This is a genomic window from Streptomyces sp. NPDC005262 (genome assembly GCF_042872425.1).
In the GTDB taxonomy this organism is placed as follows: domain Bacteria; phylum Actinomycetota; class Actinomycetes; order Streptomycetales; family Streptomycetaceae; genus Streptomyces.
Genome location: NZ_JBIAKK010000008.1, coordinates 258,687 through 284,193 on the forward strand (window position 1 = coordinate 258,687; position 25,507 = coordinate 284,193).

Genomic DNA, 25,507 nt, shown 5'->3' on the forward strand with positions numbered 1-25,507 from the left:
TGGTCAGTAGCGCCGGGAGAGAGGATGGAAGACGATGAGATGCCCTGGTGAAGGGGGCCACGGCGTCGGCACGGCGATGAATTTCGGGAGATGAGGTGCCTCATGGGTGCCACCGGTGCGTTCCCGGAGGGTCCTGCCTCGGTGGGGGTTGCCCCGGCCGAGCCGGGTGGGCTGCTGGACGTGCTGGGTGTGGCCGCGGTGGTGCTGGACAGCGCGGGACGGATCGCTTTGTGGAGTCCGCAGGCCGAGGATCTGTTCGGCTGGACCGCGGACCAGGCGCTGGGCCGGTTCGCGGCCCCCCTGCTGGTGGCCCCGGAGCACTTCGACCTCGTCCTGCACCTGTTCGCGCAGGTGATGAGCAGTGGTGAAACCTGGGCCGGCGTGTTTCCCGTGCGGCACAAGGACGGCAGTACGCGGATGGTGGAGTTCCGGAACATGCGGCTGCTGGGCGAGCACGGAAAGCCGTACGCCCTGGGCATCGCCACCGATCAGGCCACTTTGCGGGAGGTGGAACGGGATCTGGCGCTGTCGGTGCAGCTGGTCGCCCAGTCCCCGATCGGCCTGGCCGTCCTGGACAGCAACCTGCGGTACGTGATGGTCAACCCGGCGCTGGAGGGCCTCAACGGCCTGCCGGCCGCTCAGCACATCGGCCGTGATGTCCACCAGGTCCTGCGGTTCCTGGACGACACCGAGGCCGTCGCGTCGATGATGCGGGGGGTTCTGGACACCGGCAGACCGCTGATCAACCATTTCATCGTGGGCCGGTCACCGACCGATCCGGGCGATGAAATCGCCCGGTCGGTGTCGTACTACCGGCTCGAGAATCCGGCCGGGCGGGTGCTGGGTGTGGCGGCGTCGGTGGTGGACAGCACCGAGCAGCACCGCGCCGGCTTGGAGGCGGCCGCTGCCCGCAAGCGCCTGGCGACCATTGCCCGGGCCTCGGCGATGGTGGGCACCACCTTGGATGTGGAGAAGACCGCCCGGGAGCTGGCCGACATCCTGGTGCCCGAACTGGCCGACCTGGCGGCGGTCGACATCCTCGACGCAGTCCTCGACGACCGGCAACCGGAGACGGTGTCCCCCGGAGCGCCGGCCCTTTTCCGGGCGCTTGCCGTTACCGCCGCCTATCCCACCGACGCCGTCTACGCGGCCGATCAGACCGGGCACATCGCCACCTACGCCGCCGACCGGCTCATCACCCAGTGTGTGACCACCGGCCGCCCCGTCCTGGTGAATCAGGTGACCGACGCGGACCTGCAGCACATCGCCGCCGAGCCACGGGGAGCCGCCCTCCTGGCCCAGGCCGGTCTGCACGCCTACTTGGCCGTGCCGCTGATAGCCCGCGGGGAAGTCCTGGGCGCCCTGGACCTCTGCCGCGCCCGCAACGCGCTGCCGTTCGACCCCGACGACGTCGTCCTGGCCGTCGAGCTGGCTGACCGCGCTGCGGTGCGCATCGACAACGCGCGCCTGTACCAGAACCAGCGCCGCACAGCCCTGACCCTGCAACGCCACCTCATGACCCACCGGCCACCCCAGCCGACCGGCCTGGAGATCGCCTACCGCTACCAGCCCGCCCAGGTCTCCGCGGAGGTCGGTGGTGACTGGTTCGACGCCATCCCCGTGGCGGGCGACAAGACCGCCCTGGTCATCGGTGACGTGATGGGCAGCGGGATCAACGCTGCCGCGACCATGGGCCAGCTCCGCACCGCCGTCCGCACCCTGGCCGAACTCGACCTCGACCCCGCGCAGGTCCTGCTGCACCTCGATCACATCGCCGCGGGCCTCGAGCCCGGCTTCGCCACCTGCATCTACGCCGTCTACGACCCGCACCGCATGCGCTGCGTGATCGCTCTCGCCGGACACATACCGCCCGTCCTGACCCGGCTCGGCAGACCTCCCGAACTTGTCGACCTGCCCACCGGCACCCCCCTCGGCGTCGGCGTCGCCACGTTCGAACAAACCACCCTGCAGTTCGACACCGGCGACCAGTTGCTGCTCTACACCGACGGCCTCGTCGAGACCCGCGACCAACCCATCGATACCCGTCTGAACGTCCTCCTCGACCTTCTCACCGAGGCGCAACCGACACTCGAAGCCACCTGCGACCACCTTCTGGGTGCGCTGCGCCATCCCCACGACCACGACGACGTCGCCCTCCTCATCTGCCGCGCGAACGGCCACCGACCGTGACCACCCGTATCCCACCGGACTTGCCGGAGGGGGCCTGCGGGGGATCGTCAGGCGGCCCTGCTTCGCCGGAACCCATCCACTTCCGGCCGGCCGGGGCATGAAAGCGTTCCGCAGGTGTGCTCGTGGCCGATGAGGGCAACTGAGTCCCATGGCTGCAGCGGTGGATCGTGAGGAGCGGCGACGCAGGGTGTGGGGAACCACGCTGCTGCGGGCGCTCGTCCTGGTGGCAACATTCCTGGCCCTGACGGCGTTCTCCATCGCTTTGGCGAAGGTGACACTCACCCCGTCACCGGCATCGGAGGACCTCGTCCGGTCCAATCTCCGGCCAGGAAGGTCGTTGCGACAGTACGCCGAGGACTACACCTTCCTCGCGGCCTGCAAGCAGGCCGGCGGAAACCTCCTGCTGGGCGTCCCGTTCGGCATCCTGCTGCCGATTCTCGTGCCGCGTCGGCTTCGGATGCTGCGCATGGTCGCGCTGACGGTGACAGTGATGGTGGTGATCGAACTCGTCCAGGGCGCCCTGGTACCCGGACGTGCCTTCGACATCGACGACGCGATCCTCAACACGAGCGGGGCGCTGCTCGGATATCTGCTGGTGGGGCGGCGGATCAGCCATCGCTATCACCTGCTGGCGGAGGGGACGACCAGAGCGGAGGCGGCTCGGGAGCCGAGGCCCGAGCGGAAGATTCCGCCGAAGTCCGGAACGAAGTCCGAGCCCAAGTCCAAGCCGACGTCCAAACTGTCGTCCAAGCCCAGGACCAAGCCCAAGCCCAAGCCCAAGCCCAAGCCGTCATCCAGGACGAAGGCCACGCCCGTATCCAAGGCCAAGTCCAAGGTGAAGTCGAAGTCCAAGTCCCGGAGCAGGGCCGCGACCGGCCGTGGCGAGGCCGGGCTGGTTGCCTCCGGACGCGCACTGTTCGACCGACTTCTGACCCGTGACCGTTGACCTGTGACCTTCCGGCGCCACGCCGCGCCTGCGTCGTTCCTCCACTTTCGACGAGGACGAGCGCGGCTGTCGATCGAGGACGCCTCCCGGGCGGCCGTGCCCGTTGCGCGTTCCTGCTGTTGTCAGTGGCCCACCTGAGGCCCGCACTATGGAAGAGGGCGCCCTTGCGCCTATGAGTGCTTGCTTGCGGCCGACCGGCCGAGCGCCTGTGCGGCTCGTGGCTACGGGCCGGAGAGGAGTTGTGCGGCCATGTCCAGCGGAGACGTGCTCATGCGAATCGATGGCGGCGGGCGGGTGATCGACTGGTCTCCTTCGGCCGGCGAGGTGTTCGGATGGTCTGCGGAGGAGGCCGTCGGCCGGTCCGTAAGCGCTCTCGTGCACGAGAGCGGTGTCGTCGAGAACAGGCTCCGGGCCCGCCCCGACAGCCCGGGCTCGGTGGTGGTGAGGCCGGTTCTGTCTGACACATCGTTGACGTGGGAAGTGCGAGCCGGCGGGGACGCCGGGTCACATTGGGATCTGGCGATCCTGCGGACCATGTTCACGCACCTGCCGATGCACCTGCATGTCCTGGACGAACGACAGCGCATCGTCCGCGTGGACGCGGCGATGCACGGGCTGTGCCCCACCTCGGTCAGCTCTCTGCCGGGTCACGTGTTCACCGAGGCCTACCGGCTTGCTGCCCCTGACGAAGAAGCGGCAGTGGCACACAGAGTCATGGAATGCGGGGAGCCGGTGTTCGACCGCAAGGTGCGAACCGTAAAGGGGCCCGACGGCAGCACCCCGAGAATCTATTCCATCTCCTACGTGCGCCTGGAGAGCGAAAGCGGCAGGGCTTTGGGCCTGGTTGCCTCCGTCATGGATGTCACCGACCGTGAGCGCCTCATCCGGCATCTGAAGATCCTGGAAGAGGTCCGTCGACAGGTGGGCGAGCGGTTGGAGGTCATGGCCGTCTGCCAGGAATTGACGAACGCGGTGGTGCCGGCGTTCTCGGGCATCGCGGTGGTCGAGGTCATCGAGGACGTCATCCGCGGTGAGGAGCCGCCACTGGCACCCGTCGACCCGGGAGTGCCCCTGCGGCGGACTGCTTTTCGGGGGCTGATGTCCGCCTACCCGGTGGGTGAGGTGCGGAAGCTGCCGTACGGCACCCCCTTCTCGCGCGTACTGACCGACCTGCGCCCGCGGGTCGTGCCGGTGGAGGAGGACAGCTTGTGGCTCGCGGCCGATCCTGCTAGGGCAGAAGCCATCGAACGCTCCGGCGCCCACTCCCTGATCGTCGCTCCGCTGGCCTTGCGGGGCCAGGCGTTGGGCGTGGTGAGCTTCTATCGGCACGGGGCAGAGGACCCGTTCGAAGGAGAGGACATCGCGCTGACGTCCGACGTGTGCGCCCACGCCGCGCTGTGCATCGAGAACGCCCGCCGCTATACCCGCGAGCGAACCATCGCAGCGACCGTGAAGCGCAGGCTGCTGCCGCAGCGACCGGCGACGCCGTCCACGGTGGAGGTCTCCCACCTGCACCTTCCCGGACCTGGAGGCGGGGGCGCGTGGTTCGACGTGATCGAACTGGCGGGGGCGAGGACAGCATTGGTCCTCGGCGATGTCGCCGGGCGCGGTGTGGCCACCGCCACCACGATGGGGCAATTGCGGATGGTCATCCAGTCCCTGGCCGGTCTGGACCTGGAACCGGACGAACTGATGGCGCGGCTGAGTGACACTGCCGCTCGCCTGGCCGCCGAACGCGCGGCACTCCCGGTCGGTGACCCCTTGCACCGCGAGCCGCTCACCGCCGGCTGCCTGATCGCGGTCTACGACTCGGTCGAACGCCAATGCACCATTGTGCGCGCGGGCCTGCCGGAGCCTTACGTGGTCTTCCCCGATGGAAGTTCGACCACTCTGTCCGTCCCTGCGGGCCCGCTACTCGCAGGCACCGATCATGCGCCGTTCCCGGCCACCACGGTCGCCGTTCCTGTCGGAAGCACTCTGGCGATCGGCAACGAAGACGTGCTCGCGTCATCCGTGCAGCTGCGTTCCCTGTTGGACCGAGGAGCTGCTCAGCCGTTGGACGAGCTCTGCGACGCGCTTGCCTATGCCATGAGGAACCGCTACGAGACGGAGAAGCTGATACTTCTGGCACGCGCCGAAGCGCTCCCCGCGGAGCAGGTCCTCACCGTGCCCTTGCCGGCCGGCCCCGAAGCCGCACCCTGCGCGCGCGCCGCTGCCCGCCGACAGCTCGAGGTCTGGAAGGTCGACGAGGACAGCACTTTCACCACCGAGCTCATCGTCAGCGAACTCGTCGGCAACGCGGTCCGCTACGGCGCCCCGCCACTTCGGCTGCGTCTGATTCTGGACGGGACGCTCACATGTGAGGTCAGCGACGCTGTGAGCAGCGCACCGCACCTCAAACACGCCCGAACCATCGACGAGACGGGACGAGGGCTCTTCATCGTCGCCACTGTCGCCTGCAACTGGGGCACCCACTACGAAGCGCAGGGGAAGACGGTCTGGGCGCAGCAGCTCCCCGGTGCTGCATAGTGCGCGTCACAATCGCAGCTCACTCGGCTACCCATGGCTCCCGGCACAGCCACCCGGTCGGCACGCCCCTCACTCCTTGTGCACGGTGCGAGCAGTGGCCTGAGCTGGGACACGGGGGAGGGGCTGGAGAGTGGCCCGGCCGGCCAGCCGGCAGGAGGTGCAGCACCGGATCGCCGAGGACTTCCTCGATGGGTTGGCGCGGCACGGAGGATTGCGCCCCTTGGAACACGCCGGTGACCCGCTCAACAGGGCGGGGGCACCCATCTCTTGAGATCCGTCGACCGAAACATGCTGGTTGGCCTGTGCTCGCTGGAAGGATTTCGGCCATGACCGACAGCGCTCCCGGCCAGAAGGCCTGCGAACTGCTCGCCCAAGCCTCCCGGCACCCGGTCGCCAGTCCTCAGCGCAACGCACTGGTGGCGGAAGCAGCTGTGTGGGCACAGCTGGAGCACGCTTCCACCATGGACAAGCACACAGCCGTAGTGGCCGGTATCGAGTCCGCCCTCGCCTCTCTTGCCGACGGCGTACAGAAACTCCGCAGCGGCGTCGGCGGTCTGACCGAGCGCATGCAGCTCGGTCAGAAATGAGCGAGCGCGCCGGTGCACGCTCCACGGCGACATCAAGAGGTGATGGTGCCGCCGTTTCTGTGGACCGCCCGCGCTCGTTCCATGTGGACCGGATTCGCCGACTTCTGTTGAGGCGTCACCCGAGCGGGCTGCGGGACCGGCCTGGACGGGGCACCGGCCTCGCGACGCGGATGCCGGCCTGCGGTCGCTGCCGGGGCGCTTCCGAGCCGCCCCGTACGGAGCAGCACACCAACCGGCGAGGGCCGGGCAGGGCGACCGTTGCGCGACCCGGCCCCCGGCTCCTGATCTGGGCGAGTGGACCAAGGGCAACGACCGGTTGATCCGCGAGACTTTCCGGGCCGACGACAGCGCCGGTTCCGGGGCGGGATCGACGGCCATCGCACGGTTTACGAGGCTTCCACCGGGCCGGACCGGTCCCAGCCGGGGCTCAGCTCCTCCCGGTGGACGTCCTCGGCGTGGACCTGCTCGCCGCAGGTCTCGCAGACCGTGTGGGTGACGAGATCGTGGTCCCGGTGACGGATCCGGCTGGGCGGCGCGGTGACGACCCAGCGGTCGCCCCAGCCGATGAGCTCGCGGGTGATGGCGCCCAGATCGCGCCCCGCCTCCGTCAGGTAGTAGCCGCTGTAGCGTGCGTCGTCCGGCAGCGGGCGCCGTTCGAGGACGCCGCTCTCCACCAGCGCCTTCAGGCGCGCCGACAGGCGGTCCGTGGGGGCGCCGGTGTTCCTGGCGATCTGCCGGAACCGGTGGTTGCCGAGCATGACCTCGCGGATCGCCGGCAGGGCCCATCGGTCGCCGACGATCTGCAGGGCGGCGGCGAGCGAGCAGGGGCGTCCGGCCATGTCCTGGGGATCGATGCGCGTGGTCACGCCTCCAGTATCACTCCGGCAGGGTTTGATTTTCAAATCGCTCCGTGCTTCGCTTATGTCATGACTTCGCCGCTTCGATTTTCAAAGCACTCTCGAACGGCCGCCGCAGTCGTCCTGGTGGCCGTCTTCATGACCAACCTGGATCTGCTGATCGTCAACGTCGCGCTTCCGGCCATGGGGGAGACCTTCTCCGGGGGCGGCGGGGGAGCGACCCTCGGTTCGCTGTCCTGGGTGCTCAACGCCTACGCCATCACCTTCGCCGCGTTGCTGGTGGTGGCCGGGCGCGCCGGTGACCGCATAGGCCAGCGGCCGGTCTTCCTCGCCGGGATCGCCGTCTTCACCCTCGCGTCGCTGGGCTGTGCCCTGGCACCGAACCTGGGGACCCTCGTCGTGGCCAGGGTGGTGCAGGCCGTCGGGGCGTCCGCCCAGATTCCGACCTCCCTGGCCCTGCTGCTGGCGACGGTGCCGGCCGAGCGCCGTACCCAGGCCACCCGGAGCTGGGCTGCGGTGGGCGGACTCGCTGCGGCCGCCGGGCCTGTCGTCGGCGGCCTCCTCGTCGAGGTGGACTGGAGGTGGGTCTTCGCCGTCAACCTGCCCATCGGCATCGCGGCGCTCGTCGCCGGCCGATCGGTGCTGCCGAAGCCGGCCGCCCGAGAGTCCGGACCGCTGCCCGACCTCCTCGGCGCCCTGCTGGTCATCTCCTCGGTCGCGACGCTGTCCGGGGCGCTGGTGCAGGCACCCGACCGGGGCTGGACGAGCGGCAGGACCGTCCTGCTCCTGGCCGTTGCGGTGGTCGGCGGCGGCGCGTTCGTCCTGAGGTCACTGCGGCACCCCCACCCGCTGTTCGAGCTGCACCTGCTGCGGCTGCCGCGCTTCGGAGCGGCGAACGCGGGCACCCTCGCCTTCGGCGTCGCCTTCGCGATCATGCTGCTGTCGAACGTGCTGTGGTGCCAGGAGGTCTGGCACTGGAGCGCGCTGCGCACCGGTGTCGCCCTGGTCCCCGCGCCCGCTCTCGTGCCGGTCGTCACCCTTCTGACCGTCCGCGCCGCGCAGCGCTTCGGGCACGGTCCGCTGGTCGCCGCGGGCGGGTTGCTGTTCACCGGCGGCATGGTCTGGCTCGCGTGCTTCGCGTCCGTCACGCCGGACTATCTGCGTGACCTGCTGCCCAGCCAGGTGATGGCCGGTGCGGGGATCGGTCTGACCCTGGGCACCCTGGTGGCCGCCGGTGTTCACGCCCTGCCGGGACACCGTGCGGCGACCGGGTCGGCGCTGGTCAACTCCGTCCGCCAGATCTCGGTCACGGTCGGCGTCGCCGTCCTGGTCGCGGTGGTCGGCTCCCATGTGGGGGCCGCCTCACGTCCCGACTTCCGGATCGTCTGGTGCGTAGCCGCCGTACTGGGCCTGGCGACGGCGGTGATCGGGGTGCACCTCAGCCGTGGTGGCGGCTCGGGCCGGACGGCGTCCGCCGCGTCGAAGGAGCCCGAGGCGGATGCGCCGGCCCAAGGAGCGCGGATCTTCGTTGGCGGCCATGACGCCCGGACCAGGTCGGTTTGATTTCCCAACTCACCGAGCTAGAGTGAGTTTGAGTTTCCAACTCATCGGTAATCGCGACGGGCGGCCCGCCCGTCGCCCTGGCGGCCAGGAGGCCCGCACCATGCGTGACGCAGTCATCGTCCAAGCCGTACGCACGCCGATAGGCAAGGGCAAGCCGAACGGCGCCCTCGCGCACGTCCACCCCGTGGAGCTCCTCGCCCACACCCTGCGCACCCTCGTCGAGCGCTCCGGCGTCGATCCCGTCCTCATCGACGACGTCATCGGCGGCACCGTCGGCCAGGTCGGCGAGCAGGCCATGAACACCACTCGGTACGCCGTGCTGTCGGCGGGCTTCCCCGAGACGGTCCCGGCGACCACGGTCGACCGCCAGTGCGGCTCCTCCCAGCAGGCGGTGCACTTCGCCGCGCAGGGCGTCATCTCGGGCGCGTACGACATGGTCGTCGCCTGTGGCGTCGAGTCGATGAGCCGGGTGCCGATGCGGTCGAACGTGCCCGCCGGCAAGGACCCCTTCGGCCCCGGAGTCGCCGAGCGCTACCCCGAGGGCCTCATCCCGCAGGGCATCAGCGCCGAACTCATCGCCGCCAAGTGGTCCATCACGCGCGAGCGGATGGACGCCTTCGCCGTCTCCTCGCACCACAAGGCGGCCGCCGCCTGGGACGCCGGCCTGTTCGATGCCGAGACCGCACCCCTGGAGGGCGTCACACGCGACGAGTGCGTACGGCCCGGCAGCACCCCGGAGATCCTGGCCGGCCTCAAGCCCGCCTACTACGAGCCCGGCTTCGGCGCGCGCTTCCCGCAGATCGAGTGGAACGTCACCGCGGGCAACGCCAGCCCCATCAACGACGGCGCCTCGGCCGTCCTGATCACCTCCAGCGAGACCGCGGCCCGCCTCGGCCTGCGCCCCCTCGCCCGCCTGCACAGCTTCGCCGTCACCGGCTCCGACCCGCTGCTGATGCTCACCGGCGTCATCCCGGCGACCGAGAAGGTGCTGCACAGGGCGAACCTGCGGCTCGACGACATCGACCTGTTCGAGGTCAACGAGGCCTTCTCCAGCGTGGTCCTGGCCTGGCAGCAGGAGACCGGCGCCGACCTCGCCAAGGTCAACGTGCACGGTGGCGCGATCGCCATCGGCCACCCCCTCGGCGCGAGCGGCACCCGCCTGACGACCACCCTGGTCCACGCGATGCGCGAGCGCGGCGCTCGTTACGCCCTGCAGACGATGTGCGAGGCGGGCGGACTCGCCAACGCGATGGTGGTGGAGGCAATCTGACGGAGCGTCCGTTCGGTGGTTCCCCGTCCGGTGGACCGGCGAGGCGCCTGTCCAGTGGGTCGACGGCGGTCTCCCACAGCCCGTCCGGAACGATCCAGCCCCACCCGACGCTCCCCATGCATGTCACAGGGACCAACCACCGTGCAGGACACGGTCCTATCGTTCGGACCGGTAGCGCTGCTCGAGTTCGGTGTGCTCGCCGAGACCGATCAGCGCGTTGAACTCCTCGAACTGGATCAGGTTCCCGAGTACGCCTCGCGTGTCGCCTGCCGTCGCGAGCACCTCGAGGTAGTCCCGCATTCCCTTGGCGGCCGCGAATGCCGTCCCCAAGGGGAAAATCGCGAGGGCGTATCCCATGTCCTGGAGGACGCCGACACCGGGAGTCGGCGTCCGGCCGCCTTCGACCTGGTTGCTGAGAAGGGGGGCGGTGCCTCGGAACGCCTTGCAGATCCGCCGCATCTCCTCCTCGCTCTCGGGGGATTCGATGAACAGCATGTCGGCGCCGGCCTCGTGGTAGGCGGCGCCCCGGTCGATCGCCTCGTCGAGCCCGTGTGCAGTCCGCGCGTCGGTGCGGGCAATGATGACGAAGTCGGGGTCCTGCCGCGCGTCAACCGCTGCCTTGATCTTCTGCACCATCTCGTGGACGGGGACGACCTCGCGTCCCAGCATGTGCCCGCAACGCTTCGGGAAAGTCTGGTCCTCGATGTGCATCGCCGCGGCGCCGGCCCGTTCGTACGCGATGACCGTGCGGCGAACGTTGAGCGGGCTGCCGAAGCCGGTGTCGGCGTCAGCGATCAGCGGCAGGTCCACCACATCGGCCATGGCCGTGACTCGTTCAACCATCTGCGTGTGTGACAGGTAACCCACGTCGGGCTGCCCCAGGATGCTGGCTGCCGTCTCGAATCCGCTGAGGTACAACGCGTGGAAGCCGAGCCCCTCCACCAGCCGGGCCCCGGTTCCGTCATAGGCCCCCGGAGCCACCAGGATTCTCGGGTCGTCGAGCAGTTGCCGCAGGCGGGTCGTGTGTCTGGGCATGGCCGTCCTCCTGCGCTGAAGGGGGTGGGCGCCGACCGCGGTCGGCGCGGCCGCGGCACCATATGTGCCCGCATGTCGCTCGTGCCCCTCGGCACGACCACGGACGTCCGGCTGTCGGCGGCACGGTATCCGTCGGGGCTGCGGACTCCGCGATCCGCCGGCACCGGCCCTACTTCGGATGGTAGGGCACAAACATGGCCGAAGTGCCCTGAAGGATACGGCGCGGCATCCGCCGGTCCACGGCCGCCGGCCGCTCGGTGCGGGCACGGGAGAATCCACCCAGGCGCAGCCGCCCGTGCCGGCCCTGGTCCCGCATCTCTACGGCCGGGTGGCCTACAGCGCGCCGAAACTCCTCCGGTCGTCGTTTCCGCCCCAGGGGCATCTCGTTGAGCTGCGGGAAGGTTCTTACGATCAAGGAGATCAGCAAGTGCGAGGAAGTCTTGTTGCCGCCGGTGTCGTGGCCATCGGCGGCGCTCTTCTGACGTCAGCCGCGGGTCCGGTCGGTGCCGCTGATGCTCAAGCGGTGTCCGCCGCCCCGGCCGGGACGGTTTCCACAGACGGAACTGTCACCCTCTCCGGCACCTATCGCTGTTCGCCGTTGTCGGGTCCCGGGCCGGTCTTCGTGTCTTCCACGGTGCGGGTCGGCGAAGTCCAACAGGGCATCGGCGGCACGGCAGCAACGTGCGACGGCGTCGAACACACCTGGGTGAACCAGGACAAGCCCGTGTACGGAGCTCCGGTGGCGCCGGGGCCGGCCGAGGTGCAAGCGACCCTTGTGCACCTGGATACGGGAAGTGGCCTGCCCATGCCGGCCATCATCGCGACCGACCGACACGAGATCGAGCTGCGCCCCGTGAAGGGCTGACGGGCCCGGCCGATCGAGCGCTACCGGAAAGGGACCGCGGGGGACGCGGAGGTCGCAGCCGGCGCAGAGGTCGGGGCACCAGCCGTACTGCGTCATCGGGTGACCCGGGGCGGTGCGGCCGGGAATCTTGGGGGCCAGGGCGTCCCGAGCCTCAGCGGCGGACTGCTTCACCCCGGGAGTCTTCGTCGCAGGTGCCTTCGCCATCGGCGCAGCCGGCCGTTACGCCGCATGCCCGGCTTGGCCGTCGAGCCGTCGAGCCGTCGAGCCGTCGAGCCGTCGAGCCGTCGAGCCGTCGAGCCGTCGAGCCGGCGCCGCGGGGAGGCTGCGTCACCGTGGTTCCGGCGGCCACCGGGCCCTGACCGGACCCGTACCGCGTGCACGGCCTCTGTCCGGCAGGGACGAAGTCGCCGCCCATGCGGCGAAGGCCGGGGCGCGTGCTTTCGTCGCCATGCGCCTGGCTACTCATCGGAGCACGAGCAGCAGCGGCGAGCCGCAGCAGGCGCCGCCGTGGCGCACCTCCGTCCGCCACGGCGGGCCGCTACGAGACGTAGGATCCCCGCCCGGAACTGCGACGCAAGGGTGCTCGGTGACAACTTTGTGTGATAGCCCGAGGTCATCGTCGGATCCCTTTGTGGACACCGTCGACGCGTGTCGGAGAGCGCCTTCCGCGACCGGCCCAGGGATAGGGTGAGGGCTCTCCACGAGCGCCTCGGAGGTGCCTGCCCGGTGTCCGACAGCTTTGTTCACCTGCACAATCACACCGAATACTCGATGCTCGATGGTGCGCAACGGCTTGGGCCGATGTTCGCCGAGGTCGCGCGTCAGGAGATGCCGGCGATCGCGATGAGTGATCACGGCAACATGTTCGGAGCCTACGAGTTCCAACAGGTGGCCAAGAAGCACGACGACGTGAAGCCGATCATCGGAATCGAGGCGTACGTCGCGCCGTCCTCGCGGCGCAACCGCAAGCAGGAGTTCTGGGGTCCCGGCGGTGTCCGGGCGATGTCGGACGACGGCGAGGGCTCCAAGGACGTTTCCGGCGGTGGTCGCTTCACCCACATGACGATGTGGGCGCAGAACGTCCAGGGCCTGCGGAACCTGTTCTACATGTCGACCGAGGCGTCCTACACAGGGCAGTTCCCGGCGGGCAAGCCGCGTATGGACATGGAGCTGATCTCCGATCATGCCGAGGGGATCATCGCGACGACCGGTTGTCCCTCGGGGGCGATCCAGACCCGACTGCGGCTGAACCAGTACGACGAGGCCCGGCAGGTCGCCGGCGCATATCAGGACATCTTCGGGAAGGAGAACTACTTCCTGGAGCTGATGGACCACGGCCTGGACCTGGAGCGCAACGTACGGGGCGACCTGCTGCGCCTGGCCAAGGATCTCGGCATCCCGCTGCTGGCGACGAACGACGCGCACTACGTGCTGGAAGAGCACTCGGATGCGCACGACAACCTGCTGTGCATCGGGGTGGGGAAGAACAAGGACGACCCGAACCGGTTCAGGTTCAACGGCAGCGGCTACTACCTCAAGACCGCGGCGGAGATGCGGGAGCTGTTCTCCGAGCTGCCCGAGGCGTGCGACAACACGTTGCTGATCGCGGAACGTGTCGAGTCCTACGAAGAGGTTTTCGCACCCGAGGACGAGATGCCGCAGTTCCCGGACGTCCCCGAGGGGGAGACCCAGGAATCGTGGCTGCGCAAGGACGTTCTCAAGGGCCTGGAGATGCGCTACGGCTCTCCGATTCCCGATGAGGTCACGGAGCGGTTCGAGACCGAGATGACGGTCATCGGGCCCATGGGCTTCTCCTCCTACTTCCTCGTTGTCGCCGACATCGTCCAGCACGCCCGTGACAACAACATTCCCGTCGGGCCGGGCCGCGGGTCGGCAACCGGTTCGATCGTCGCCTACGCGACCCGCATCACCGAGCTGTGCCCCCTGGAGCACGGTCTGCTCTTCGAGCGGTTCCTCAACCCTGAGCGCATCAACCCCCCTGATGTCGACCTCGACTTCGACGACCGCCAGCGCGACGCGATGGTGCGCTACGTCGTCGACAAGTACGGCACCGAGTACACCGCCATGGTGAACACCTTCGGCAAGCTCAAGGCCAAGAACGCGATCAAGGACACCTCACGGCTGATGGGTTACCCCTTCAGCCACGGTGAGCGGATCACCAAGGCGCTTCCGCCGGACGTAATGGGCAAGAGCATCCCCATTTCGGGGATCTTCGACTCGTCTCACGCCCGCTACGGAGAAGCAGGCGAGATCAGGGCCTTGTATGAGAACGAGCCGGACGTCAAGAAGGTCGTCGACGGGGCCATGGGCGTCGAGGGCCTGATCCGCGGCACCGGTGTCCACGCGGCCGCGGTCATCCTCTCCAAGACGAAGCTCACCGACCGTATCCCGCTCCATATGCGCGCCAAGGACGGCGTCAAGATCACCGGCTTCGACTACCCCAGTTGCGAGGACATGGGGCTGGTCAAGATGGACTTCCTGGGGTTGCGGAACCTGGGCGTCATCGACCACGCCATCCAGAACATCCGCGAGAACCGCGGCGTCAACCTGACCACTGACACCGTCCCCATGGGAGGTGCCCAGGGCATCCCGCTGGATGACAAGAAGACGTTCGACCTCCTCGCCCGTGGCGACACCTTCGGCGTGTTCCAGCTCGATGGCGGCGGCATGCGCACCCTGCTGAAGCTGATGGAGCCTTCCCGCTTCGAAGACATCGCGGCAGCCCTGGCCCTGTACCGTCCAGGCCCCATGGCAGCCAACGCGCACACCAACTACGCGCACCGCAAGACCGGCCGCCAGGAGATCGAACCGATCCACCCCGAACTCAAGGATGCCCTGGAGGGCATCCTCGGCAACACGTTCCACCTGCTCATCTACCAGGAGCAGATCATGGCCATCGCTCGGGAACTGGCCGGCTACACCCTGGGCGGCGCAGACCTCCTGCGCCGCGCGATGGGCAAGAAGAAGCCCGAGGTCCTGGCAGCCGAGTGGGACAAATTCCACGCGGGCATGCAGGGCAACGGTTACTCCGAGGAGTCCATCAAGGCGCTGTGGGACGTCATGCTGCCCTTCTCCGGGTACGCATTCAACAAGTCCCACACCGCCGGCTACGGGCTGGTCTCCTACTGGACCGCCTACCTCAAGGCCAACTATCCGGCCGAGTACATGGCGGCCCTGCTCACCTCCGTGGGTGATGACAAGGACAAGGCCGGGATCTACCTCGCGGACGCCCGTAAGCTCGGTGTTCAGGTGCTGCAGCCGGACATCAACGAGTCGGTAGCGAACTTCACAGCCGTCGGTGACGACGTCCGCTTCGGGCTCCGGTCCGTCCGCAACGTCGGCGAGAACGTCATCGAGTCGCTGGTGGCCTCGCGCAAGTCGAAGGGGAAGTTCACCTCCTTCGCGGACTTCCTCGACAAGGCCGACCTGCCCGCCCTGAACAAGCGGGCCGTCGAGTCCTTGATCAAGGCAGGGTCGTTCGACTCCTTGAACCACACCCGCAAGGGACTCTCCGCCGTGCACGAGGACGCCATCGACTCCGTCATCCCGGTGAAGAAGGCAGCCGCCTACGGCCAGGACGATCTCTTCGCCGACCTCGGTGCCGACAGCGCCGGTCCCGACAGCGGCTTCGGTCTGGACTTCCCTGTCGGGGAAGACGAATGGCCCCGCAAGCAACTGCTCTCCACCGAACGAGAGATGCTCGGCCTGTACGTCTCCGCGCACCCGCTGGACGGCACGGAACACATCCTCTCCCGCAACCGCGACACCACCATCAGCGAACTCCTCGGTTCAGGCCGTACCGAGGGCGTCGTGCGTCTGTCCGGCCTGATCTCCAACGTCGACCGACGGGTGACCAAGCAGGGCAACGCCTGGGCGATCATCAACCTTGCCGACCGTGACGGCGAGATGGAGATCCTCTTCTTCCCCGCCGTGTACAACCTGGTTCAGCACGCCCTGATCCCCGACAGCGTCGTCTCGGTCGAAGGGCGCCTCAACGACCGAGACGGGGCCGTCAGCATCTTCGGGCAAGAGATCCAGGTCCTGGACGTGTCCTCCGCCGAACACGGCGGCCGGCCACCCGTGCAGCTCTCCTTCCTCGCCCACAGGGTGAACGAGCCCACCGTCCAGGAGCTCAAGCGGATTCTGTCCGCGCACAAGGGCGAGAGCCCTGTCCGGCTTCAGGTGCGTACACCGGAGAAGACGGTGGTGTACGAGCTGGGCTTCGAGGTGGATCCCACGTCGGTTGCCTCCGACATCAAGGGAACCTTCGGCACCGACGCATGGCTGGGTGTCGCGTGAGAAACGAGCAACCCTCGCTGTTGGTCCAGGTCGACGGGGTACCTGACTGCGGGCGCTGCAGCCGGCCAGGGCTGATGCTCGCCTCGTTTCCCCATTCCTGGAAGAACCGGCGGAACCAGGATGTGGAAGGCGTGCGCGCCTCGCTGCTGTGCTCGAGCTGCGACGCCATGGATCCTGCTGCCGCGGAACTGCTCGCGCTGTTCGCTGTCGACGACATGGTGACGCAGGGGAACCTCTCGGCCTTCGCCGACCTGGCCGGCGACTGGGGGGACGTGCAGAGGCAGCGACAGCCGGCTGCCCAGGCACTTGCCTACGAAGAGGACCTCTGGCGTCGAGGCGAGCTGTAGCGACATGCGGCAGCATCGTCTCCGAGGTCCCGCAGGCCGCCGGGGAGGGTGCGGCGGCTGGGCAGGACACCTCGCGCGGCAGCCGAGGCGCAGCCGGTCGGAGGGCCGCCGCGCTCGCTCACTGTCAGGTGAACCCATGCGGCGGAGCGCTCAGCGGTGTATGCCACCGTGAGGCTCCGTCCGGGCGAGCGGTGAGCGGCCCCCGTAGCCTCCCCGCCGTAGACTTGTCAGTGAGCTTGAGACTTGCCAGGCGTCCAGTTCAGGCGGGCCCCGCGATATTGATCCCGCCCGGGGCGGCGGGATCGGATTCCACGGCTCCGGCCATCGCACGGGCTCTCCAATGAGCGGAAGCCTCTGCCTCGCTTTGTGAGCGGTGGCATCCGCTCCGGAAGGACGTGAGTCAGATGAGCCACCCTTTGAGCCAGGTGCCCATCAGTGACATCACAGTGGCCGCCTCGGCTGTGCGCTGGATTTTCCCCGTCTGCATAGCAGTGGTCGTGGTCGCTGTTCTGCTCGGCCTCCTCTGGTGGGACGCGCGCCGTCGGTCTCGAGCACGACAGCAGGGACCACGGGCCGAGCGTTCCTCCCGAAGCCTGCGGACTCTGAGGGATGCAGATGATTTCGGCGAAGGTCTCACCCCGTATGAGATCAACCGGCCCTCTTCGCCGAGGGACGCACACAAGGATGACAACGGTGGGGCTTTCGGCAGCGGAGGACTCGGCGGCTGACGGGCCGGCGACACCGTCGGCACGTGCCGAGATCGTCACGCGGCCAAGATCTGTTTTCGAGACACGGCCTGAGAGGGATGTCCCGTAATCCCTGGCGGGCGCGCGACGACAGGTGCGGCACCTCGCTGCGTTGCCGGAACGCCAGAACATGCCCAATATGAGAACGGTGGGGGCGGTCACGTATGGCTTGGCGCTTCTGGTGACGTCGCGCGGTCGCCATCGTCGGTGGGGGAGTGCCTGCGGTCCCCCGGACCTCGCTGAGCAAGATCACCTTCGAGATCGTCAGCTCGACGGGCACGCCGAAGATCGCCGAGTACGAGACCTACGCCGGGTAGCGGCGCGATCCCGCCGACCGTCCGGGGGCCGGCATCCCGGACCCGACGGGCAGCAGCAACGGGGGCCGTCGCATGCGACGGCCCCCGTTCAGGTCGATCAGCAGAGCGCGGCGGTCACGGCGGAGCGCGGTGCGAACGATTCCGGACGCATCCGAGCCCCCGGCCATGGGCATGTCGTGAGGCGCACGGGCCACGAGGCTGGGATCCGCCATCTCCGTCGCGCACTCGGGTATCCGGCGCAGCGGCTGGTCGCCGGGGACCGTCGGCGTCATACCGTCGAGACTTCTTGGTTCGTCGGGCCGTGAGACACCGGTCAGAAGGCCGGCCGGCCGCCAGAGATAGGGTAGTTCACATGCGCCAGATCGATGACGTCGATGGTTCGGGGGAGTTGTTGATGGACCAGCCGGACCCGCGGTATGACGCACGCCTGGCCACCTACGGATCCGTCTCCACGCACCTGTCGCTGCTCAGCGACTATCGACTACGCGAAGTCGTGGCGGCTGCCACCCCTCTCGGATCCGGCATCGGGGGCAGATCGGCGGAGCTCAGGGTCGGCGGGACCCGAGTCTTCGTCAAGCGAGTCCCTCTGACGGACATCGAGATGCGGCCGGAGAACCTACGGTCGACGGCGAACCACTTCGGTCTGCCGACGTTCTATCAGTACGGGGCGGGCTCAGCCGGCTTCGGGGCCTGGCGCGAGCTGGCTGTGCACACGATGACCACCAACTGGGTCCTCGGCAACGAGTACGAGGGCTTTCCACTGATGTACCACTGGCGAGTCCTGCCGGACTCCCCACCGCAGGGATTCGCCGACGCTTTCGGGGGCATCGACGGGGCTGTCGCGCACTGGGAGGGCACGTCAGCCGTGCGTGAGCGGCTGGAGGCCATCGGTCGGTCCTCCTTCAGCCTTGTGTTCTTCCTGGAACACGTCCCGCACACACTTGCCGAGTGGCTGGGTGATCGACGGAAGGCCACTCCGGAAGGCGAGGAGGGCCCGACGTACGCGTGGGCGGAGGAAGTCCTGACGCGCGGTGCCGCCTTCATGAGCTCCCGCGGGCTCGTGCACTTCGACGCCCACTTCGACAACGTCTTGACCGACGGCCGGTTGATCTACTTCGCGGACTTCGGTCTCGCCCTGAGCTCCGGGTTCGAACTCTCGCAGCAGGAAGTCGAGTTCCTCACCGCTCATCTCACGTACGACAGCTGCTACATCGCGAACCATCTGCTGCGCCATCATCTACCCGACGGCGTGCGCGGCAAGGTCGAGCACGAGGGGTTTCTGCACAACTGGATCGCAGGTGAAAGGCCCGAGGGAGTCCCGCCCGCGATCGCCGCGATCATCGACCGGCACGCCCGGGCTGCCGTTGTGCTGGACGGGTTCCACCGCCGCCTGCTGACGGTGAGCAAACGGACGTCCTACCCGGCAGCCGACATCGAACGGGTCAGGCCGGGTGGCCGTTCGGCGGGGTAGGGGCAGGCGGGATCGGCCGGCGTTCGCCGGCAGGGCCAGACGCCTCTGTCGGGGCACGCCGTGCGTGCCGTGCTCATCGGGACGAGTCCGGGCCTCGGCCCCCCGGCCTTTGCTCAAGGCCTCGGCTGCCGGCCGGCACGGCACCGGCCCATCACCGGGTTGCTGTGCCCCCACCCACAGATCGGCCCATGGTGTCCAGCAGGGCGACACCGCCGCGGACAGTATTGTCATTTGGTCCCGGCCGACGGGCAGCGGCCAGGTCACAGGCGGACGACGACCACGGCCGTGTCATCCGTGGCGTAGCTGAGGTCGATGAGTGCATCCGCCAGTGCCTCCACCTCACCGTTGCGATGGCGAGCGAGGTGGTCGGCGAGGCGCTGCAGGCCTTGGTCGATGTCCTCCCCGCGGCGCTCGATCAGCCCGTCGGTGTACAGGACGAGGGTGGCGCCGTCGGCGTAGGTGGTGGAGGCCTGGGGCCGGGGGGTGTGATCGAGGCTGGCCCCCAACGGCGGGTCGGTCGCCTGGTCCAGGAAGCGCACGGTGCCGTCGGGGTCGGCCAGGGCCGGGGGCGGGTGGCCGGCGCTGCTGTAGGTGATGCGGTGGTCGGCCCAGGCGATGATGGTCTGCACCGCGGTGGTGGACAGGGCACCGGCCACGGAACGGGCGTACATGTCGAGTCCGTCGAGTGCCGATGCGGGGCCGTCCACGACGCGGATGGCGGCGCTGAGAGCGCTGCGCAGCTGGCCCATGACGCCCGCCGCGGCCAGACCGTGCCCGACGACGTCGCCGACGGCCACGCCGTACTTGCCGTTGGGGAGCTGGGTCACGTCGTACCAGTCCCCACAGACGTTGAGGGTGTGGAGCGCGGGGCGGTAGCGGACCGCTGCCTGGTGGTGGGCGAGGGCCTGGGGGGCGGGCAGCATCGAGTCCTGGAGCGCGAGGGCGATTTGGCGTTCGCGGGCGTTGGTCTGACGCAGTCGCTCGTTGACCTGCTGCAACTCGCGGGAGCGCGCGTACAGCTCGAGTTTCATCTGGCGACGCCGGTGATCGACGTCCGGGCCGCCGGCGCGGACGAGGTCGGTGATTTCCTCGAGGCGGTGCACGATCAGCGCGACCTGTCCTTCGGAGTCCAGGACGGGGGCGTTGATCGGGCTCCAGTAGCGCTCCGCGAACACTCCCGGCCGATCGAGTTCCTCCAAGTCGTGGCGGATGGGGCCCGCAACGTCCTGGTCGCGGCTCTCCAGCACCCGGCGCAGTGACGCCTTCAGGTCGCCTATTTCGGATTCGTCGTCCTGTGGGAAGGCGTCGAACACGTACTGGTCCACGAGCTCGCCGCGGGTGCGGCAGACCAGGCCTTGATAAGACGGGTTCGCGTCCAGAATGACGAACTCGCTATTGAGCACCAGCATTGCGCTGGGTGACGCCTCGAAGATGGCGTGGTAGTCGATCCCCGGTTCTCTCACGGCACACCCCGGACACGTTGGCGATCGAGTCCGCTATTCGTGCTCCCTTTGTTCAGTATGCTGTTGGGCTGCCGTGGTCGCCTGTCGGCCGCACATGCCTGCCGTCGCGGCTGCGAGCCGGCAGGCACGTCATGGTCCGTCCCCTCTCCCTGGGGCCGGTTCGCCGTACGGAGGCGGGCCTCCCTGATTCCACGCTCACGTCTCAGGGCTGTCCCGTAGTCCCTGGTGGATCAGCGCGCGGCGTCGAATGCGGTGCCTCGCAATTCGGAGGGGCGTCCTCAGGCCGGTCGTATTCGGGGGCCCTGAGCGCAGAGAGGTGGCGTAGCTGTCGTCGCGTGCCCCCTCACGCGTTCACGCTCCGCTTGCTTTGCGTATCGGGCATATAATCTTGCTCATGACGCAAGGTGACGGTGAGCTCGACAGCCTGGTACGCAAACGGATCCGCGCGCTGCGGGTGGCGCAGGGCTGGTCGCTCGACGACCTGGCCGCCCGAGCCCGGCTCAGTCCCTCCACACTCAGTAGGATCGAGACCGGTCAGCGCCGCCTTGCTCTGGACCAGCTCGTCACCCTCGCCCGCGCCCTGGACACCTCGCTCGATCAGCTCGTCGAGACGGCCACGGACGATGTCATCTCCAGCCCGATGATCGACGCGGCCCACCAGCAGATGCGGTGGCCCGTCCGGGCGGACCCGGGCATGACGGTCGTACGTCAGCGGATGACGGATCCGCCACCCGACAGCCCCTCGCGTATGCGTGCCCATCCTGGCCATGAATGGCTCGTCGTCCTCTCCGGCACCGCGATCCTGCTCCTGGGCAACCGCCGCTTTCGCGTAGAGACCAATCAGGCCGCGGAGTTCCCCACCATGCTTCCGCATGCCATCGGCGCAGAGGGCGGCCCGTGCGAGATCCTGGGCATCTTCGACCGCGATGCCCGGCGCGGGCACCAAGGCGGCGAGAGCACAGGGGACGCCGGCCGCCCGGCGCAATGATGTGCGCGCCGCGCAGCCGGCCCTCCTGGCCGCAGGTCGAGAGCCGCTTGCCTGTTCAGCAGTCCAAGCAGCCATCGTCTTGCGTATTCGGAAAGCAACCGTGCCGCACGCCTCTGATCCTCTTAGCGTGGGTGCCATGACGCACACCTCCCCGCATGCGGCGCACGACCACGGCGCGCACTCGGTCCACCAGCACGGACAACAGCACGACGCCTACGACCAGGCGGAGATCCTCGACCTCGATGCGGAAGTGCTTGCAGAGCACATCGCCTCCATCACCGCATGGCTGCCTGTCAATGCCACCCCCCGTCACATCGTGGACCTGGGCAGCGGGACCGGAGCAGGCACTCTCGCACTGCGCAAGCGCTTCCCCGATGCCGAGGTGACCGCCGTCGACACCTCGACCAGCCACCTGCACCGCCTGCTCGAGAAGGCCAAGTCGGAAGGCCTGGCCGACCGGGTGCATATCGTTGAGGCCGACCTCGACACTGCCTGGCCCGATCTCGGCACCCCCGATCTCGTGTGGGCATCGGCCTCCATGCACCACATGGCCGACCCCGACCGCACCCTGCGCCAGGTCCACGACACGCTGGCGCCAGGCGGACTGTTCGCAGTCGTCGAACTGGCAGGCTTCCCGCGATTCCTGCCCGAGGACGCCCCAGAGGACCGGCCCGGCCTCGAGGAACGCTGCCATGCCGCACTCGATCGTCACCATGCCGAACACATGCCGCACCGCGGCGCGGACTGGGGGGCCAAGCTGACCGCCGCGGGCTTCAGCGTCGAGGGCGAGCGCACCATCACCGTGAACCTCGGCCCGCCCCACACCGAGGCGGTCGGCCGCTACGCACTCGGCAGCCTGCGCCGCATGCGCGGCAGCGCCGCCGAGGCACTGACAGCTGAAGACCTGGCCGCTCTCGACCAGCTGCTCAATACCGACAGCCCCCGTAGCGTACTGCGCCGCGACGACCTGACGGTACGCACCGAACGCACCGTATGGGCAGCACGACGCACCTGAGCGGCGCGTTCTCACGCGGCGGGGGCCGACCGGTCAGAGGGCAGTTCGCCTTGTCCGGGAGACGCTCGGGCGCCGGGACGCAGATTGCTGCGGATCCCTCCCGTCCCGACCCACCCCCCGTGGTGACGGTGATTCACAGGTGCCGGGAGGCCGCTTCACGTTCTGCGCTCCTGGGCGACCGTCATGAGCGGCGCGGCCGGCACACACCGGCCGACTGCCCCCGCATCTGCGCCACCTTTGCGTGGGCAGTATCCGCACCATGTCTGCGCCCTCGGACAGCTGCCGGCGCAGCAGACCGTCGTCGACCGGCGAAGCCCACCGATCGGCGTCCGGGAAGCTTCGCTGTCCGACCTCGGACGAAACGGTGATCGCGACCGCCGGCGCCACGGCGCGGGTCATCCCTCTCGACGGCGCGGACACCGCCGCGTGGCACCGCTCACCCCTCAGCCAACCCATGAAGGTGCTCTGAGCACCCCCGGCGGCGGCAAGTTCACGCACTCCACCGATCGGGATCCGGCCGACGAGGACCTGAGGACCCGTGAGTACGAGGGACGGATCCCGGACACCACCCATCTCGTCCGGCGTGCACACACAACCGCTTGATCACTCCCGCGGGACGGCGGGGCCAGGGCCGGGGGTGACGCGTGCCATGCTGGAACTTCCGGTTTACGGTGGCGAGCGGAGAAAGCGGCAGGGTGAGGACAGTGACACGGGCGAGCCGGACGAGGATCTGGGACCGGTTCTCGGCCTCCGATCCCGGACTGTTGCGGCTGATGGCCGGCCTGCGGACAGTCGGCGCAATCGCGCTCACGCTCGCGGTCCTCGCGTTGCTCAAGGCCGATGTGAGCCACATGGTGGCCGGTGCCATCTCGGCCATGGTCGCGACCTTCGCCATCAAGGAGAAGCAGCGGCGAGAACAGGCCATCACGCTCGCGCTCGGCCTGCCCGTGGCGCTCGTGGCGATGTCACTGGGAGCGCTGTTGAGCACCCGGGTCGTCGCGGGCGACCTCGTCTTCCTCGCCTTCATCTTCGCCGCGGTCTACAGTCGCCGGTTCGGTGATCGCGGTACGGCCCTGGGGCTCATCGGGTTTCAGATCTATTTCGTGTCCCTGTTCGTCGGGGCCGCGGTCTCCGCGTTGCCTGGGCTGTGCGGAACGCTGGTGGTCGCGTTCGTCTGCAGCGCGGTCGTGCGGTTCGGCCTGGTTGTCGAGACGCCCGAACGCATTCTGCTGCGACTGCGCGAGGCCTTCCGCGCACGCCTCGCCCAACTGGTGTCCGCCCAGACCGAGTTGCTCGTCGCGGGGCCGGATCACGTCGAGAAGGCGCTGGAGGACGTACGCCGGCACACCGCGCGCCTCCATCAGAGCGCGATGATGATCCAGGGGCGGCTGGAGGAGGGCACCAGCGACAGCGCCACCGCCTTGCTCGTCCAGCGCCGTGTCGCCGACGCCGAGATCGCCGCCGAGCGGCTCGGCGTACTCGTCCTCACCGCGCGCAGCTCCGAACGCGCCGATACGCTCACGCTTCATCTGCCGCACGCGCCCGCGCCGGCGCCCGGCAACCAGCTGCGGAAACAGGACGACATCACCGCGACGTTGCGCCGTGATCTCAACGCGTTGCGCCTGCTCGTCGCCCGCCCGGCCTCGAACAATCGCGGCGCCGCGGTGGCCCACCTGCGCAACAGGCTGCTCGGCTATCGGGACGAGGAGAACCTGCCGCGCGCCTCGGTCCCCGTCCAGGACGTCTTCCGCGGCATCGGGGAGGCGGCGCGTGGTGTCATGGGCCTGCGGATGGCTCTTGACGGCCCCCAGGACGAGTCCGACGACACGCCTGCGACGACGCGTTCGCGCGAGGAACTGGAGGCCGAGGACGTCGCCATCGCACAGGCCGAGGAGACCGAGCCTGTCGAAGATGTCCGGAAGGGGCTGGAGCGTCCCACGACGCGTGCCGCGGTCCAGGTGTCGGTGGGTTCGGCGCTGGCCATCGTGGGCGGGGAGTTCCTCTCCAGTCAACGCTGGTACTGGGCGGTGCTGACCTGCTGGGTCGTCTTCCTGAACACGGCGTCCACCGGGGAGATCCTGGTCAAGGGCTACCGTCGGCTGTTGGGCACGGTTCTCGGCGTCGTCGCCGGTGTCGGCCTGGCGGGGCTGGTGGGCCACCACACCTGGACGGCGTTCGCACTCGTGCTTCTGTTCGTCTTCGCCATGTTCTTCACGGCGCCGCTGTCGTACGCCCTGATGTCCTTCTTCGTCACGGCGGCACTGGGGTTGCTGTACACCCTGCTCAACGCCTACAGCTCCGCGGTGCTCGTCCTGCGCATCGAGGAGACCGCCCTGGGCGCCGCCTGCGGTGTGATCGCTGCGGCCGTGATCCTGCCGGTGCACACCGATCGCCGTACCGACGAACTCCTGGGCACCGTGCTGACCCGGCTCGGTGTGGTCACCGACGCCGCGGTGGAGCAGCTGAGCGGCGGGCCCGCGCGCGATCTGCTGGACATGGCCCGGGAGCTCGATACGGCAATGGAGGACCTGCGGTCCTCGACGCAACCGCTGACCCACCCGATCACTCCGCTGCGGACCCGCCGTCAGACCGCTCGCTACGTCGTGGCGCTGCTGGAGACGTGTGCCTACCACGCGCGTTCGCTGGCGGCGACGGCCGAACTCCTCCCGAACAGCAAGAGCGTTGCCGCGGACCCCCTCCTGAAGGGAGCAGGCCGGCGCATCGCCCACAACATCGACGTCCTCGTCGCGCGTGTCGAGGACGACGACACCGACGGCGCGGTGGAGACCGGTGCGAGCCTGGCCTCCATGCTTGAGACGGACACGCCCGGCACCCCCCGGCACGACCGGGTCACGGACCGAGTCCTGCGGCATCTGCAGCGCCTGGACGAAGGGTTGATCGGACTGGCCCGCCCCCTCGGGGTGCTGTCTGTCGCCACACCCGACCGGGCGTCGTCCCGGGGCGGGAGCGCGTAGCCGGGCCGACGCCATGTCCGGGT

General features: G+C 68.8%; 17 protein-coding genes and 1 pseudogene. 14 read left to right on the forward strand and 4 right to left on the reverse strand.

Annotated elements, in window-relative coordinates:
• Nucleotides 1–102 precede the first annotated feature (102 nt).
• The 5 genes and pseudogenes from ACFYP5_RS21895 to ACFYP5_RS21915 all read left to right on the forward strand — a co-directional run bounded on the left by ACFYP5_RS21895 (nucleotide 103) and on the right by ACFYP5_RS21915 (nucleotide 6,252).
• Nucleotides 103–2,190: a SpoIIE family protein phosphatase gene (locus ACFYP5_RS21895; protein WP_389038481.1), complete on the forward strand. Its 2,088-nt coding sequence runs from the start codon at nucleotides 103–105 to the stop codon at nucleotides 2,188–2,190.
• Between the two features lie 148 nt (nucleotides 2,191–2,338).
• Entirely contained in the window at nucleotides 2,339–3,136 is a 798-nt protein-coding gene (locus ACFYP5_RS21900; RefSeq protein WP_389038484.1) for a VanZ family protein, read from the forward strand.
• Nucleotides 3,137–3,385: 249 nt separating this feature from the next.
• Nucleotides 3,386–3,538, forward strand: a pseudogene (locus tag ACFYP5_RS21905) (PAS domain-containing protein); the annotation flags it as partial.
• 132 nt (nucleotides 3,539–3,670) lie between these two features.
• Complete coding sequence (locus ACFYP5_RS21910; RefSeq protein ID WP_389038683.1) at nucleotides 3,671–5,665, forward strand: SpoIIE family protein phosphatase; 1,995 nt, start codon at nucleotides 3,671–3,673, stop codon at nucleotides 5,663–5,665.
• Nucleotides 5,666–5,991: 326 nt separating this feature from the next.
• Nucleotides 5,992–6,252: a hypothetical protein gene (locus ACFYP5_RS21915; RefSeq protein WP_389038486.1), complete on the forward strand. Its 261-nt coding sequence runs from the start codon at nucleotides 5,992–5,994 to the stop codon at nucleotides 6,250–6,252.
• Nucleotides 6,253–6,638: 386 nt separating this feature from the next.
• Here ACFYP5_RS21915 and ACFYP5_RS21920 read toward each other — a convergent pair whose 3' ends face one another.
• Nucleotides 6,639–7,118 (reverse strand): winged helix-turn-helix transcriptional regulator, encoded by a 480-nt coding sequence (locus ACFYP5_RS21920; protein WP_389038489.1) that lies wholly within the window; start codon nucleotides 7,116–7,118, stop codon nucleotides 6,639–6,641.
• A gap of 60 nt (nucleotides 7,119–7,178) precedes the next feature.
• Here ACFYP5_RS21920 and ACFYP5_RS21925 point away from each other — a divergent pair, with 60 nt between their 5' ends.
• Nucleotides 7,179–8,672, forward strand: coding sequence for an MFS transporter (locus ACFYP5_RS21925; protein ID WP_389038492.1), 1,494 nt, complete (start codon nucleotides 7,179–7,181; stop codon nucleotides 8,670–8,672).
• Between the two features lie 100 nt (nucleotides 8,673–8,772).
• Entirely contained in the window at nucleotides 8,773–9,942 is a 1,170-nt protein-coding gene (locus tag ACFYP5_RS21930; protein WP_389038495.1) for a thiolase family protein, read from the forward strand.
• A gap of 156 nt (nucleotides 9,943–10,098) precedes the next feature.
• Here the strand turns inward: ACFYP5_RS21930 and ACFYP5_RS21935 are convergent, their stop codons facing one another.
• Nucleotides 10,099–10,977 (reverse strand): oxaloacetate decarboxylase, encoded by an 879-nt coding sequence (locus ACFYP5_RS21935; protein ID WP_389038497.1) that lies wholly within the window; start codon nucleotides 10,975–10,977, stop codon nucleotides 10,099–10,101.
• Nucleotides 10,978–11,272: 295 nt separating this feature from the next.
• On the opposite strand from ACFYP5_RS21935, the gene ACFYP5_RS21940 reads away from it, so the two are divergent.
• The 3 genes from ACFYP5_RS21940 (at nucleotide 11,273) to ACFYP5_RS21950 (ending at nucleotide 16,509) form a co-directional block, all read left to right on the forward strand.
• Nucleotides 11,273–11,842 (forward strand): DUF6299 family protein, encoded by a 570-nt coding sequence (locus ACFYP5_RS21940; protein ID WP_389038499.1) that lies wholly within the window; start codon nucleotides 11,273–11,275, stop codon nucleotides 11,840–11,842.
• A 726-nt stretch (nucleotides 11,843–12,568) separates the two neighbouring features.
• Nucleotides 12,569–16,162 carry a DNA polymerase III subunit alpha gene (gene dnaE, locus ACFYP5_RS21945; RefSeq protein WP_389038502.1) on the forward strand — a complete coding sequence of 1,198 codons (3,594 nt, stop codon included), beginning with the start codon at nucleotides 12,569–12,571 and terminating at the stop codon, nucleotides 16,160–16,162.
• Nucleotides 16,144–16,509, forward strand: coding sequence for a DUF6300 family protein (locus tag ACFYP5_RS21950; RefSeq protein WP_389038504.1), 366 nt, complete (start codon nucleotides 16,144–16,146; stop codon nucleotides 16,507–16,509). Before dnaE ends, ACFYP5_RS21950 begins: the two co-directional genes overlap by 19 nt.
• Nucleotides 16,510–17,559: 1,050 nt before the next feature.
• On the opposite strand, the gene ACFYP5_RS21955 is transcribed toward ACFYP5_RS21950, so the two are convergent.
• Nucleotides 17,560–17,844: a hypothetical protein gene (locus tag ACFYP5_RS21955; protein WP_389038507.1), complete on the reverse strand. Its 285-nt coding sequence runs from the start codon at nucleotides 17,842–17,844 to the stop codon at nucleotides 17,560–17,562.
• Between the two features lie 122 nt (nucleotides 17,845–17,966).
• Between ACFYP5_RS21955 and ACFYP5_RS21960 the strand changes: the two genes are divergently transcribed.
• Entirely contained in the window at nucleotides 17,967–19,043 is a 1,077-nt protein-coding gene (locus ACFYP5_RS21960; RefSeq protein WP_389038685.1) for a protein kinase family protein, read from the forward strand.
• 260 nt (nucleotides 19,044–19,303) lie between these two features.
• Here the strand turns inward: ACFYP5_RS21960 and ACFYP5_RS21965 are convergent, their stop codons facing one another.
• Nucleotides 19,304–20,506 carry a PP2C family protein-serine/threonine phosphatase gene (locus ACFYP5_RS21965; protein WP_389038509.1) on the reverse strand — a complete coding sequence of 401 codons (1,203 nt, stop codon included), beginning with the start codon at nucleotides 20,504–20,506 and terminating at the stop codon, nucleotides 19,304–19,306.
• A gap of 394 nt (nucleotides 20,507–20,900) precedes the next feature.
• Between ACFYP5_RS21965 and ACFYP5_RS21970 the strand changes: the two genes are divergently transcribed.
• The 3 genes from ACFYP5_RS21970 to ACFYP5_RS21980 all read left to right on the forward strand — a co-directional run bounded on the left by ACFYP5_RS21970 (nucleotide 20,901) and on the right by ACFYP5_RS21980 (nucleotide 25,484).
• Nucleotides 20,901–21,494, forward strand: coding sequence for a helix-turn-helix domain-containing protein (locus ACFYP5_RS21970; RefSeq protein ID WP_389038512.1), 594 nt, complete (start codon nucleotides 20,901–20,903; stop codon nucleotides 21,492–21,494).
• A 136-nt stretch (nucleotides 21,495–21,630) separates the two neighbouring features.
• A complete protein-coding gene (locus tag ACFYP5_RS21975) occupies nucleotides 21,631–22,509 on the forward strand; it encodes a class I SAM-dependent methyltransferase (protein WP_389038515.1) in 879 nt (292 codons plus the stop codon).
• Between the two features lie 773 nt (nucleotides 22,510–23,282).
• A complete protein-coding gene (locus ACFYP5_RS21980) occupies nucleotides 23,283–25,484 on the forward strand; it encodes an FUSC family protein (protein ID WP_389038688.1) in 2,202 nt (733 codons plus the stop codon).
• The last annotated feature ends 23 nt before the right edge of the window (nucleotides 25,485–25,507 follow it).